The sequence below is a fragment of the Klebsiella sp. PL-2018 genome (genome assembly GCF_019048985.1).
Taxonomy (GTDB): Bacteria; Pseudomonadota; Gammaproteobacteria; order Enterobacterales; family Enterobacteriaceae; genus Klebsiella; species Klebsiella michiganensis.
The window spans coordinates 2,874,486-2,889,619 of sequence record NZ_CP077673.1 but is presented as its reverse complement, the minus strand read 5'-3'; the positions used below and the strand labels follow the sequence as shown (position 1 = coordinate 2,889,619).

Genomic DNA, 15,134 nt, shown 5'->3' with positions numbered 1-15,134 from the left:
CAATTTAGGAAACGGGACCGATTATGGATAACTTGCGCTTCTCTTCTGCGCCAACAGCAGATTCCATTGATGCATCGATCGCTCAACGCTACCCGGACTGCGAACCTGTCGCAGTCATCGGCTACGCCTGCCATTTTCCTGAAGCGCCGGATGGCGAAACCTTCTGGCGAAATCTGCTGGAAGGCCGCGAATGCAGCCGACGCTTTACGCGCGAAGCGCTTCTGGCCGCCGGGCTGGATACCGCCATTATTGACGATCCTTGTTACGTCAATATTGGAACGGTTTTAGACAACGCTGACTGCTTCGATGCCACCCTGTTTGGCTATTCGCGGCAGGAAGCGGAGTCGATAGACCCCCAGCAGCGCCTGTTTTTACAGGCGGTCTGGCATGCGCTGGAGCATGCAGGTTACGCCCCGGGCGCCGTCCCCCATAAGACCGGCGTTTTCGCCTCTTCGCGGATGAGCACCTATCCCGGCCGCGAAGCCCTGAACGTGACAGAGGTCGCACAGGTCAAAGGCCTGCAGTCTCTGATGGGCAATGACAAGGACTATATAGCCACCCGCGCGGCCTACAAACTCAATCTGCACGGCCCGGCGTTATCGGTACAGACCGCCTGCTCCAGTTCGCTGGTTGCGGTCCATCTGGCCTGCGAAAGCCTGCGCGCAGGCGAATCCGATATGGCGGTAGCCGGCGGAGTGGCGCTTTCCTTCCCCCAACAGGCGGGTTACCGCTACCAGCCCGGGATGATTTTCTCTCCCGACGGCCACTGTCGCCCTTTTGACGCCTCGGCAGAGGGCACCTGGGCCGGCAACGGTCTCGGCTGCGTGGTGCTGCGTCGCCTGAAGGACGCGCTGCTGTCAGGCGATCCGATTATCGCGGTGATCCTCTCCAGCGCGGTCAACAACGACGGAAACAGAAAAGTGGGTTATACCGCGCCGTCGGTGGCAGGACAGCAAGCGGTCATCGAAGAGGCGTTAATGCTGGCGGCCATCGACGACAGGCAGATCGGCTACATTGAAACCCACGGTACCGGCACGCCGCTGGGAGACGCGATTGAAATAGAAGCCCTGCGCAACGTCTACGCTCCCCGCCCGCCGCAACAGCGCTGCGCGCTGGGTTCCGTGAAGAGCAACGTTGGTCACCTGGATACCGCGGCGGGCATTGCCGGACTGCTGAAAACCGTTCTGGCGGTCAGTCGCGGAAAAATTCCGCCAATGCTGAATTTTCACACGCCAAACCCGGCGCTTAAGCTCGAGGAAAGCCCCTTTACCGTGCCGGTGACGGCGCAGGAGTGGCAGGACGAAGTGCGCTACGCGGGCGTCTCCTCCTTCGGTATTGGCGGCACCAACTGCCATATGATCGTCGCTTCGCTGCCCGACGAACTCAACATAAGCTACCCCGCCGCGGATGACGGCAGCAAGAGTTCCGCGCTGTTGCTCAGCGCCGCCAGCGACACCGCGTTGCGGCAGCTGGCAGCGGACTATGCCGCGGCGCTGAGGGAAAACGCGGATGCCAACAATCTGGCCTTCACGGCGTTACGCGCGCGCCGTCTCGATCTTCCCTTCCGCCTGGCGGCGCCATTAAATCATGACACCGCCGCCGCGCTCAGCGCCTGGGCTGGCGCGAAATCGACTTCGCCGGTCTATAGCGGCCACGGCGCCAGCGGCAAACAGGTGTGGCTGTTTACCGGGCAGGGTTCGCACTGGCGCACTATGGGCCAGTCTCTGTACCAGCACTCAACGGCGTTTGCCGATACGCTGGAGCGCTGTTTTGCCGCCTGTCGCGACATGCTCACGCCTTCGCTACGGGAAGCGATGTTTAATCCCGATTCAGCGCAGCTTGACAATATGGCCTGGGCCCAGCCGGCGATTGTCGCGTTCGAAATCGCGATGGCGGCCCACTGGCGCGCTGAAGGACTGAAGGCCGACTTCGCCATGGGTCACTCCGTCGGCGAATTTGCCGCTGCCGTTGTCTGCGGACACTATACCATTGAGCAGGTCATGCCGCTGGTATGTCGGCGCGGCGCGCTGATGCAGCTGTGCGCAAGCGGCGCGATGGTGGCGGTATTTGCGCAAGAAGAGGCGCTGATGCCGTTGGCCCGTCAGTTCGAGCTGGATCTCGCCGCCAACAATGGCACCCGGCATACGGTCTTTTCCGGGCCGGAAGCCCGTATCGCGGAGTTTTGCGCCGCGCTTTCGCAACACGAGATCGACTATCGTCGCCTGAGCGTAACCGGCGCGGCGCACTCCGCTTTACTTGAACCAATACTCGATCGCTTCCAGGAGGCCTGCGCGGGTCTGCTCGCCGAGCCGGGACAAATACCGCTGATTTCCACGCTTACCGCCGAAGTCATTGACGAGGCGACGCTCAACCAGGCGGATTACTGGCGCCGCCATATGCGCCAGCCGGTACGTTTTATTCAGAGTATTCAGGCGGCGCGCAAGCTCGGTGCCCGCGTTTTTGTTGAAATGGGGCCCGACGCCCAGCTGATTGCCTCCGGACAGCGCGAATACCGCGATGACGCTTACTGGATAGCCAGCGCCCGGCGTAAACAGGAGGCGAGCGCTGTCCTGAATCAGGCGCTTCTCCAGCTATACGCGGCCGGCGTCACCTTACCGTGGGCCGATCTTCTGGCAGGCGATGGGCAACGTATCTCCGCGCCATGCTATCCGTTTGCGACCGAGCGTTACTGGAAAGAACGCGCCACCTCCGCCTGCGAGCCTGCCGATGCTGTGCTTGCCGCTGGATTAGAGGTGGCCAACAGCGCCGCGACAGCGCTCGAACTCCCCCGTCTGGAGGCGCTTAAACAGTGCGCCACGCGACTGCACGCCATCTATGTCGATCGGCTGGTACAACGCTGTACGGGCGATGCGATAGATAACGGCGTGGACGCCATCACCATTATGCGCCATGGACGACTGATGCCCCGCTACCAGCAGCTGCTTCAGCGCCTGCTAAATAACTGCGTGGTCGACGGCGACTACCGCTGTGCTGAGGGGCGCTACTACCGCGCCCGCCCCATTGAACATCAGCAGCGGGAAATTCTGCTGACGGAACTCGCCGATTATTGTGAAGGTTATCAGGCTATCCCCGATACCATCGCCCGTGCCGGCGATCGGTTATACGACATGATGAGCGGCGCGGAAGAGCCGGTGGCGATTATCTTCCCGCAAGGCGCTTCCGACGGCGTAGAGGTGCTATATCAGGAATTCAGCTTTGGCCGCTATTTCAACCAGATTGCCGCCGGGGTACTACGGGGTATCGTCCAGGCGCGTCAGCCCCATCAGCCGCTGCGCATTCTTGAAGTCGGCGGCGGAACCGGCGGCACCACCGCATGGCTGCTGCCTGAACTCAAAGACGTACCGGCGCTGGAGTACCACTTCACCGATATCTCCGCACTGTTCACCCGCCGCGCGCAGCAGAAATTCGCCGACTATGACTTTGTGCATTACGACGAGCTGGATCTCGAACAAGAGGCGCAGTCTCAGGGCTTTGCGGCGCAGTCTTACGATCTTATCGTCGCGGCTAACGTGATCCATGCCACGCGCCATATCGGTCGAACCCTCGATAATCTGCGTCCCTTGCTCAAGCCGGGTGGGCGCCTGCTGATGCGCGAAATCACCCAGCCAATGCGTCTGTTTGATTTCGTTTTCGGCCCGCTGGTCCTCCCGCTACAGGATATCGACGCCCGCGAAGGCGAGCTCTTCCTCACCCCCCATCAGTGGCAGCAGCAGTGCCGCCGCGCCGGATTCTGCAAAATAGCGTGGCTACCGCAGGACGACAGCCCGACCGCCGGTATGAGCGAACATATCATTCTCGCCACCCTGCCCGGCCAGGAGATGTCCACGTCATCAGAATCCGCGCTGGAACAGACGTTGCCGGATAACCCTGATTATCTCGCCGACTGGTCCGATTGCGCAGGTCAGCCGGAACGGTTTACCGCCCGCTGGCAGGAGGCCTGGCGGCGCCTCTCCGCGCGGCACGGCGACGATTCCCCCGTGAAACCGCCCCTCGTTACCGCCCCGCAATGGCTGGGGGAGGTGCGCTTAAGCTGGCGAAACGCAGCCTTTTCCCGCGGCGAGATGCGCGTGGAAGCCCGTCATCCAGACGGCAAGTGGCTGCCGCTGGCGCCCGACGCGCCTCTTCCTGCGCCGCAGACGCATTATCATTGGCGCTGGAGGCCCCTTTGCATCGACAGTAATAGCCGCCCGCTGGTATTCCGTCTCAGCGCCGGTACCCTTGCCTACGAAGAGGCGCTGGCGCAATACGGCATTCTTCACGATCCGCAGGCCCCTTCTGTCCTGATGATTGTCGACGAGAGCGAGGAGACGCTGGCGTTAGCGACGCAGGTGAAAGAGGCGCTCACCGCCAGCCCAGGCGGCTTGATTGTCGTCACCCGCCGCGCGTGGCGAATCGAGGAAAACGAGGCGCTATCAGCGGCCCATCACGCGCTGTGGGCTATGCTTCGCGTCGCGGCCAACGAACAGCCGGAACGGTTAATCGCCGCTATCGATATGGCTGAAAACGCCTCGTGGGAAACGCTGCGTCAAGGATTAAGCGCTGTTTCATTGTCACAACGCTGGCTTGCAGCCCGGGATAACGGCTTCTGGCTCCCTTCGCTGGCGCCCAATGCGGGATGCGCCGCCGAATTACCGGCGAAGGTGTTTGCCGGCGATAACCGCTGGCATCTGGTGACCGGGGCGTTTGGCGGACTGGGCCGCCTTGCCGTGAACTGGCTCAGAGAAAAAGGGGCGCGCCGCATCGCGCTACTGGCGCCGCGCGTGGATGCGTCATGGCCAGGCGACACAGCGGACGTGGAGATTCGCGTCTGCCGTTGTGATGTGGGTGATGCCGGAGAGCTGGCCCGTGTTCTTGATGAACTGGTGACCAGCGGCGGCATTGCCGGAGCGATTCATACCGCTGGCGTATTGGCTGATGGGCCCTTGCAGGAACTCGATGACCACCAGCTGGCCGCCGTTTTCGCGGTCAAAGCGCAGGCGGCAAGCCAGCTATTACAAACGCTGGGCAACCACGACGCCCGTTATCTGATTCTCTATTCGTCCGCTGCCGCCGCCCTCGGCGCGCCAGGCCAGAGCGCCCATGCGCTGGCCTGCGGTTATCTTGACGGGCTCGCCCAGCAGTTCTCCTCCCTTGATACGCCGAAAGTGCTCTCCATCGCCTGGGGCGCATGGGGAGAAAGCGGCCGGGCGGCTACGACAGAGATGCTGACGACCCTTGCCGATCGTGGCATGGGCGCGTTAAGCGATGCCGAGGGGCGCTGGCACCTTGAACAAGCGGTGATGCGCGGCGCCGCCTGGCGACTGGCCATGCGCGTTTTCACCGACAAAATGCCCCCGCTGCAGCAGGCTCTGTTTAACGCCGCAGCAACAGAACACGCCGCGATTCCGGCCGCGACTCCCGCTGATAACCATGCTTTTCACGGTAGCATCAGCGATAAAGCGGCGGTGATGACATGGCTGAAAAATCGCATTGCGGTGCAGCTAAGACTGAACGATCCTGCTTCGCTGAACGCAGATCAGGATCTGTTACAGCTGGGAATGGACTCGCTGCTCTTTCTTGAACTCAGCAGCGATATTCAACATGACCTGGGTGTACGCATCAACGCGGAACGGGCGTGGCAGGATCTCTCGCCGCACGGGCTCACACAGCTTATCTGTTCTCAGGCAGAGACGGCGCCTGCCGTATCGCCGCCGGAAGCGTTGCAGCACGATGCCGCTGAGCGTTACGCGCCCTTCCCGTTGACGCCGATTCAGCATGCCTACTGGTTGGGCAGAACCCATCTTATTGGCTATGGCGGCGTTGCCTGTCACGTGCTGTTTGAATGGGATAAACGCCACGATGAGTTCGATCTCGCCGTACTGGAGAAAGCATGGAACCAGCTCATTGCCCGCCACGATATGCTGCGGATGGTGGTGGATGCAGATGGACAACAGCGCGTTCTGGCGACAACCCCGACGTATCGTATCCCGCGCGACGATCTGCGCGCGCTTTCCCCGCAAGAGCAGTGCCAGGCGCTGGAAAAACGGCGCCATGAACTGAGCTATCGCGTTTTACCTGCCGACCAGTGGCCGCTCTTTGAGCTGGTGGTCAGCGAAATCGACGATTGCCGCTACCGCCTGCACATGAACCTCGATCTTCTGCAGTTCGATGTGCAGAGCTTTAAAGTCATGATGGACGATTTGGCCCAGGTATGGCGCGGAGAAACGCTGCCGCCGCTCGATATCACCTTCCGCGATTACGTGATGGCTGAACAGGCGCGCCGACAAACAACAGCATGGCACGATGCCTGGGATTACTGGCAGGAAAAACTGCCGCAACTGCCTTCAGCGCCGGAACTGCCGGTGGTGGAGACTCCGCCGGAAACCCCGCACTTCACCACGTTCACTTCGACGCTTGATAGACAAGAGTGGCAGGCGGCGAAACAACGCTGGCAGCAGCAGGGCCTCACCCCCTCCGCCGCGCTGCTCACGCTGTTTGCCGCCACCCTTGAGCGCTGGAGCCGTACCACGGCATTTACGCTGAACCTGACGTTCTTCAATCGCCAGCCGATCCACCCGCAAATCAATCAGTTGATCGGGGATTTTACCTCCGTCACGCTGGTTGATTTTAACTTCTCAACGCCGCTAACGCTGCAGGAGCAGATGCAACGGACCCAGCAGCGTCTCTGGCAAAACATGGCGCACAGCGAAGTGAACGGCGTTGAGGCGATCCGCGAGCTGGGGCGCCAGCGCGGATCCCAGCGTCAACCGCTGATGCCGGTGGTGTTCACCAGCATGCTGGGGATGACGCTGGAAGGAATGGCTATCGACCGGGCAATGAGTCATCTGTTCGGCGAACCCTGCTATGTCTTTACGCAAACGCCGCAGGTCTGGCTGGATCATCAGTTGATGGAGAGCGATGGCGCGTTGACGTTTAGCTGGTACTGCATGGATAACGTGCTGGAACCGGGCGCGGCTGAAGCGATGTTTAATGACTACTGCGCCATCCTGCAGGCCGCCATTGCCACCCCTGAAGGCCTGAAGACCATGGACAGCGGCATTGCCGAACACATTCCCCGCCGCCGCTGGCCGCTGAACGCGCAGACAGACTACGATCTGCGGGATATTGAGCAAGCGGCGCAGGAATACCCCGGCATCCAACAGGCCAGAGCGCAATTAAGCGAAAATGGCGCGTTAACCCTGGATATCGTTATGACCGAGGATCCACCGCCCTCAGCGCCGTTACATGATGAGCACGATCTCGCCTCACTGGCGCTGCCGTTGCCTGAACAGACGCAACTTGACGAGCTGGAAGCGACCTGGCGCTGGCTGGAGGCGCGTGCGCTGCAGGGGATTGCCGCAACGCTACATCGCCACCGTCTGTTCACCACCCCGGAGGTTGCCCACCCATTTGGCAAAATAGTACAGGCGCTGGGCGCGCAAGCGTCACACCGGCGCCTGCTACGCCAGTGGCTGCAGTGTCTGGCGGAAAGAGAATGGTTAGTGCGCGAGGGGGATAGCTGGCGCTGCCGCATTCCGCTCAGCGAAATTCCCGAACCTCACGAAGCTTGCCCGCAAACCCACTGGAGCCAGGCGCTGGCGCAGTATCTTGACGCCTGCATCGCCCGGCACGACGACCTCTTCTCCGGGCAGTGTTCGCCGCTGGAACTGCTGTTCAACGAGTCGTTGCGCGTAACCGACGCGCTGTATCGCGAAAACCCCGCCAGCGCTTGTCTGAATCGCTATACCGCGCAGATTGCCGCCCTTTGCGGCGCAGAACGGATCCTCGAGGTGGGCGCCGGAACCGCAGCCACCGCGGAACCGGTGCTGAAGGCCACGCGAAACACGCGGCTGTCATACCACTTCACGGATGTCTCCGCGCAGTTCCTCAACGACGCCCGAACCCGTTTCCACGATGAATCGCGGGTGTCTTACGCCTTATTCGATATCAACCAGCCGCTGGATTTTACCGCCCACCCCGAGGCGGGTTACGACCTGATTATTGCCGTCAACGTGCTTCACGACGCCAGCCATGTCGTACAGTCGTTGCGCCGATTAAAGCGGTTGCTGAAAGCCGGCGGACGTCTGCTGATCGTTGAAGCGACGGAACGAAACAGCGTATTCCAGCTGGCGAGCGTCGGCTTTATCGAAGGGTTAAGCGGATACCGCGATTTCCGCCGCCGGGATGAAAAACCTATGCTCACCCGTTCGGCATGGCAGGAAGTGCTTGTGCAGGCCGGTTTTGCCAACGAACTGGCCTGGCCGCCGCAGGAATCGTCGCCGCTGCGCCAGCATCTGCTGGTCGCACGTTCGCCTGGGGTGAATCGCCCGGATAAAGCAGCCGTGAGCCGCTATCTGCAGCAGCGTTTTGGCGCCACCCTGCCCGCGTTGCAGATCCGGCAGCGAGAAACGTTATTTACTCCGCTATCGGCCCCGCCTGACGCACAGATTGCGCCAGCTGAATCGACACCGAGCTCCGGGGGAGATCCGGCGCTGGAAAAACAGGTCGCTGAACTCTGGCAAACGCTGCTGTCTCGCCCCGTGTCCAGACATCACGACTTTTTCGCGCTGGGCGGCGACAGCCTGATGGCGACAAGGATGGTCGCGCAGCTGAACCGCAGAGGAATTGCCAGCGCCAGCCTTCAGGATCTGTTCACCCATTCAACGCTCAGCGACTTCTGCGCCCATCTGCAGGCCTGTTCGTCGGCAGAGGAGAATCCTGTGCCCATTTGCCAGGGCGGTGGCGGCGAAACGTTGTTTGTTTTCCATGCTTCAGACGGCGATATCAGCGCCTGGCTGCCGCTCGCCAGCGCGCTGAATATGCCCGTTTTCGGCCTGCAGGCAAAATCGCCGCAGCGTTTTGCCACGCTTGATCGGATGATCGATGAGTATGTCGCGAGTATCCGCCGCCAGCAGCCGCACGGCCCTTATGTTCTGGCGGGTTGGTCGTATGGCGCTTTTCTTGCGGCGGGCGCCGCGCAGCGCCTGGATGCCAAAGGCGAGCAGGTACGGCTGGCGTTAATCGATCCCGTGTGTCGACAGGATTTTCGTTGCGCAAACCGGACGGCCCTGCTGCGGCTGTTAGCCGAAGGAGATACGCCGCTGGCGCTGCCGGAACATTTCGATCGGCTGACGCCCGACCGCCAGCTTGCCTATTTTATCGACCTTGCCAGAACAGCGGGAATAATGGCGCAAAACCTGACGCTACAGGCGGCGGAAGCGTGGATCGACAACATCGCGCATCTGCTGCGCTTACTGACCGAGCATACGCCGGACGAAACCGTTCCGCTCCCCTGTCTCATCGTGCATGCCGCGATGAGACCCGCGCGCTGGACGCCAGCGGAAACCGAATGGCAAACCTGGATAGACCGCGCCGACAGCTATGCGATTAAAGCCAGCCATTGGCAAATCATGCTGGAGCCCCCCCACGTTCAGACCTGTGCGCAGCATATCAAGCGCTGGCTCGGCGCAACCTCAACGCAACCGGAGAACACGTTATGATGTCGTCCGCCGCCCCTAAGCTACGCGTACTGATTGTGGGCGCTAAATTTGGCGAAATGTACCTCAACGCCTTTATGCAGCCCCAGGAGGGGTTGGAACTGGTTGGTCTTCTGTCCCAGGGAAGCGCGCGATCGAGAGAGCTGGCCTATGCGTTTGGAATCCCGCTGTATACCTCGCCGGAACAGATCGCCGAGATGCCGGATATCGCCTGTATCGTCGTGCGCTCAACCGTCGCCGGCGGGAGCGGAACCCAGCTTGCCCGGCACTTTTTGACCCGCGGCGTGCACGTGATTCAGGAGCATCCCCTCCACCCGGATGACGTCCGTTCTTTACAAGCGCTGGCGCAGGAACGGGGCCGCTGCTATTGGGTCAACACGTTTTATCCGCACGCGCGTGCGGGTCGCGCCTGGCTCGGGGATGCGCAGCGGTTACGTCGCAGCCTGGATCAGGCGCCGTCGGTTGCTCACGCTACCACCAGCCGACAGTTGCTCTACTCCACGCTGGATTTGTTGTTGCTGGCGCTAGAGGTTGATGCCGCCAGCGTGGCGTGCGAAGTGGTCGGTAGCTTTAGCGACTTTCACTGTCTGAGACTTTTCTGGCCGGCGGGAGAAGCCTGTCTGCTACTTCAGCGCTATCTCGATCCTGACGATCCTGATATGCACAGCCTGATTATGCACCGTTTGCTGCTGGGCTGGCCGGAAGGTCATCTTTCGCTGGAGGCAAGCTACGGCCCCGTAGTCTGGTCATCCAGCCTGTTTGTCGCAGAACATCAGGCGAATGTTCGTAGTCTCTACCGCAGGCCGGAGATCCTGCGCGACCCGCCGGGTCAGACGCGCAGCGCGGCTCCCCTGAGCTGGCGTGATTGCTGTGAAACCGCCGGACCGGAGGGGGTCGGCAGGTTGCTACAGCAGCTGCGCTGCCATCTGGCGGGTGGAAATCTGCCGGCGGCCTGCCACTCCGCTCATCAGCTGGCGGTGTCGTACCTATGGCAGCAGATTTTACGCGCGACCGGCAATGCCGAGATCCGACACCTGAAGCCGCCACGTCACGACCGGTTAACGGCTTTCTACCGCCACGATGAGGAGTCCCGGTGATGCAATCTACCATGTGTATACCGTTATGGCCCGCCCGCAACGCCAGTACGGCGCATCTGGTGATGTGCCCCTTCGCGGGCGGCAGCAGTAGCGCGTTTCGCCGCTGGCGAGACCACCCCATGGCGGAGATCGCGCTTTCCCTGGTGACCTGGCCGGGGCGCGATCGCCTGCGCCATCTGGCGCCGCTCAGCAGCATTACGCAACTGGCGTCGCTGCTGGCGGACGAACTGGAAGAGAGCGTATCGCCTGACGCCCCGCTTTTACTTGCCGGGCACAGCATGGGCGCGCAGGTGGCGTTTGAAACCTGCCGGCTTCTGGAACAACGGGGGCTTCCCCCGCAAGGGCTGATTATTTCCGGCTGCCATGCCCCTCATCTGCATTCCCGGCGCAGGCTCAGCGACCGCGATGATGCCGACTTTATCGCTGAACTGATCGATATCGGCGGATGTTCGCCTGAACTACAGGAAAACAAGGAGCTACTGTCGCTATTTCTTCCTCTTCTGCGCGCTGATTTTTACGCTACTGAGCACTATCACTACGACTCGCTCGACGATTTTCCGCCGCTGCGCACGCCTGCGCTGCTCGTGTGCGGCAGCCGCGATCGTGAAGCCTCCTGGCCGGAGATGGAGGCCTGGCGTCCGTGGCTGAACCATATCGCAGGCGAGGTGGTGATTGACGGCGACCATTTTTATCTGCTGCAACAATCCAGGGCCTTTTTTACGCAGATTATTCACCATTTTCCCCACGTATTTTCTGCGACGACCGCTTTGCAAAATCGGTCCTGCACTTCAGAAAGGTGACGCATGCACTCTTCTTTTGATTCTCTAATAAAACAGTATCCCTTCCCCATTGCTGAACAGCTGCGCCACTGGGCGGCTCGCTATCCCTCGCGAACTGCTGTCGTTGATGCCAAAGGCTCGCTGACCTACAGCGCGCTCGATCTTCGGGTCGATGAGCTTGCTGCAGGGTTAGACTCGCTGGGTTTGCGTCCGGGAGAACATGTGCTTATCCAGCTCCCCAACGGCAACGCATTTGTGATCCTGCTGTTCGCGCTGTTAAGACTGGGCGTTATCCCTGTTCTGGCGATGCCCTCGCAGCGGGCGCTGGATATTGACGCGCTGATCGCGCTGGCGCAACCGGCCGCTTATGTGATTCACGGAGAAAGCCACGCGGACCTGGCCCGCCAGATGGCGCGCAAACACGCCTGCCTGCGGCAAGTTCTGGTCGCAGGTGAGACCGAAGGCGACGATTTTACGCCGCTCTTCTCGCTGCGCGGCGAACGGCAGGCGTGGCCGCAGCCCGATGCTGCCGGCACCGCGCTGCTGCTGCTCTCAGGCGGCACCACCGGGACGCCAAAGCTTATCCCGCGACGGCACGCTGACTATAGCTATAACTTCAGCGCCTCCGCCGAACTGTGCGGCCTTAAGCCACAGAGCGTGTATCTCGCCGTCCTCCCCGTGGCGCATAACTTTCCGCTGGCCTGCCCCGGTATTCTGGGAACCCTTGCCTGCGGCGGAAAGGTGGTATTGACCGACAGCGCCAGCTGCGATGAGGTGATGCCTTTAATCGCTGAACAAGGCGTGACCCACGTCGCCCTGGTACCGGCGCTGGCGCAGCTCTGGGTGCAGGCCAGAGAGTGGGAAGACAGCGATCTCTCTTCGCTACGCGTCATTCAGGTGGGCGGCGCCCGGCTTGACCCAACGCTTGCTGAGCAGGTTATCTCGACGTTTGATTGTCCCCTGCAACAGGTATTCGGTATGGCGGAAGGCCTGCTCTGCTTTACCCGGTTGGACGATCCTCTGGCCACCGTTCTCCACAGCCAGGGGCGCCCTATGTCTCCCCTGGATGAAATTCACGTCGTTGACGAAGAGGAGAACGACGTTGCGCCCGGCGAAACGGGACAGTTATTAACGCGCGGTCCTTATACTATTACGGGCTATTATCGCGCTCCCGAGCACAATGCGCGGGCCTTTACCGCGCAAGGATTTTACCGTACGGGCGACAATGTCAGGCTCGATGAGGCGGGAAATCTGTACGTTGAGGGGCGTATAAAAGAGCAGATCAACCGCGCCGGAGAGAAAATAGCCGCTGCGGAAGTGGAATCGGTGCTGATGCGTCTGGAAGACGTAAAGGATTGCGCCGTGGTCGCCGCGCCGGACAAGCTGCTTGGCGAGCGGATATGCGCGTTTATCATCGCGCAACGCACTCCCTCTGACTATCAACAGCTGCGTCAAAAGCTGGTCCGAATGGGGATCAGCGCGTGGAAGATTCCCGATCAAATTGAGTTTCTGACCCACTGGCCGCTCACCGCCGTCGGCAAGGTAGATAAAAAGCGCCTGACGGCGCTCGCCATTGAGCGTTATCGCCATTCAGCCCAATAAGCGCCCCGCTACCCGAAACAGGTGGAAATAAACCCGTTTCGGGTAGCAGTGCAATTAGAAATAGTTATCATTTTCAATTCACCATTATCGGTATTTTGGCGTCTCGCCGTTTTTCAGGGATTCATAACAATGAAAATGACACGGTTTTATCCTCTGGTTCTGGGGGGATTTTTACTCCCGGCCGCTGTTCATAGCCAAACCTCACAGCAAGACGAAAGCACGTTGGTGGTCACCGCCAGCAAACAGTCTTCCCGCTCGGCATCAGCCAATAATGTCTCTTCTACCGTTATCAGCGCGACGGAGTTAAGCGACGCGGGCGTTACCGCCAGTGACAAACTCCCCAGAGTGTTGCCTGGGCTGAATATTGAAAATAGCGGCAACATGCTTTTTTCAACGATCTCCCTACGCGGCATCTCTTCGGCCCAGGACTTTTATAACCCCGCCGTTACCCTGTATGTCGATGGCGTCCCGCAGCTTTCGACCAACACCATCCAGGCGCTGACCGATGTGCAAAGCGTGGAGCTGCTGCGAGGACCGCAGGGCACCTTGTATGGCAAAAGCGCCCAGGGCGGGATCATTAACATCGTCACCCAGCAGCCGGACAGCACGCCGCGCGGCTATATTGAAGGCGGCGTCAGCAGTCGTGACAGTTATCGAAGCAAACTCAACCTGAGCGGCCCGATTCAGGATGGCCTGTTATACGGCAGCGTGACCCTTTTACGCCAGGTTGATGACGGCGAGATGATTAACCCCTCGACCGGTAGCGATGATTTAGGCGGTACCCGCGCCAGTATCGGGAATGTGAAACTGCGTCTGGCGCCGGACGACCAGCCCTGGGAAATGGGGTTTTCCGCCTCGCGCGAATGCACTCGCGCTACACAGGATGCCTACGTGGCATGGAATGATCTCAAGAGCCGTACGCTATCTCTCGGCGAGGGTTCACCGGACCCGTACCTACGGCGCTGTACTGACAGCCAGACGCTAAGCGGTAAATACACTACCGATGACTGGGTGTTCAATCTGATCGGCGCCTGGCAGCAGCAGAATTATTCCCGGACCTTCCCTTCCGGCTCGTTGATCGTCAATATGCCCCAGCGCTGGAACCAGGATGTACAGGAGCTACGCGCCGCCACCCTCGGCGATACGCGTACCGTGGATATGGTATTTGGGTTGTACCGGCAGAACACCCGCGAAAAGCTAAATTCCGCCTACGATATGCCGACGATGCCCTATTTAAGCAGCACCGGCTATACCACCGCTGAAACCCTTGCCGCCTACAGCGATCTGACCTGGCATTTAACCGAACGTTTTGACATCGGCGGCGGTGTGCGTTTCTCGCATGATAAAGCCAGCACGCAGTATCACGGCAGCATGCTGGGAAACCCATTTGGCGACCAGGGTAAAAGCAATGACGACCGGGTGCTCGGACAGCTCTCCGCAGGCTATCTGCTGACCGACGACTGGCGAGTATATACCCGCGTCGCCCAGGGATATAAACCTTCCGGATATAATATCGTGCCTACCGCAGGTCTTGATGCCAAACCGTTCAACGCGGAAAAATCCATCAACTATGAAATTGGCACCCGTTACGACACCGCCGATGTCACGCTGCAAGCCGCCACCTTTTATACCCACACCAAAGATATGCAGCTCTACTCTGGCCCGGTCGGAATGCAGACCTTAAGCAATGCGGGGAGAGCCGACGCCACCGGCGTTGAGCTGGAAGCGAAATGGCGGTTTGCCCCCGGCTGGTCATGGGATATCAATGGCAACATGATCCGTTCCGAATTCACCAACGACAGCGAGCTGTACCACGGCAACCGGGTGCCGTTCGTACCGCGTTACGGCGCGGGAAGCAGCGTGAATGGCGTGATTGATACGCGCTATGGCGCACTGATGCCCCGGCTGGCGGTTAATCTGGTGGGGCCGCACTATTTCGATGGCGACAACCAGCTGCGGCAAGGCGCCTACGCCACCCTGGACAGCAGCATTGGCTGGCAGGCGACGGAACGGATGAATATTTCCGTCTATGTCGATAACCTGTTCGACCGTCGTTACCGTACCTATGGATATATGAACGGCAGCAGCGCCGTCGCGCAGGTTAATATGGGCCGCACCGTCGGTATCAATACGCGAATTGATTTCTTCTGATCCAACGA

The 15,134-nt window shown here is 60.4% G+C and carries 5 protein-coding genes; all 5 read left to right on the top strand.

Annotated features, from left to right (window positions below):
- The first annotated feature begins 23 nt into the window (after positions 1–23).
- The 5 genes from irp1 (at position 24) to fyuA (ending at position 15,126) form a co-directional block, all read left to right on the top strand.
- Entirely contained in the window at positions 24–9,500 is a 9,477-nt protein-coding gene (gene irp1, locus MKleb_RS13435) for a yersiniabactin polyketide synthase HMWP1 (RefSeq protein WP_217076731.1), read from the top strand.
- On the top strand, positions 9,497–10,594 hold the full coding sequence (locus MKleb_RS13430; RefSeq protein ID WP_025106336.1) for a Gfo/Idh/MocA family oxidoreductase: 1,098 nt from the start codon (positions 9,497–9,499) through the stop codon (positions 10,592–10,594). Before irp1 ends, MKleb_RS13430 begins: the two co-directional genes overlap by 4 nt.
- Complete coding sequence (locus tag MKleb_RS13425; RefSeq protein ID WP_025106335.1) at positions 10,591–11,394, top strand: thioesterase II family protein; 804 nt, start codon at positions 10,591–10,593, stop codon at positions 11,392–11,394. Before MKleb_RS13430 ends, MKleb_RS13425 begins: the two co-directional genes overlap by 4 nt.
- A 3-nt stretch (positions 11,395–11,397) precedes the next feature.
- On the top strand, positions 11,398–12,975 hold the full coding sequence (ybtE, locus tag MKleb_RS13420; protein ID WP_025106334.1) for a yersiniabactin biosynthesis salycil-AMP ligase YbtE: 1,578 nt from the start codon (positions 11,398–11,400) through the stop codon (positions 12,973–12,975).
- A 129-nt stretch (positions 12,976–13,104) separates the two neighbouring features.
- A complete protein-coding gene (gene fyuA, locus MKleb_RS13415; protein WP_025106333.1) occupies positions 13,105–15,126 on the top strand; it encodes a siderophore yersiniabactin receptor FyuA in 2,022 nt (673 codons plus the stop codon).
- Positions 15,127–15,134 lie beyond the last annotated feature (8 nt).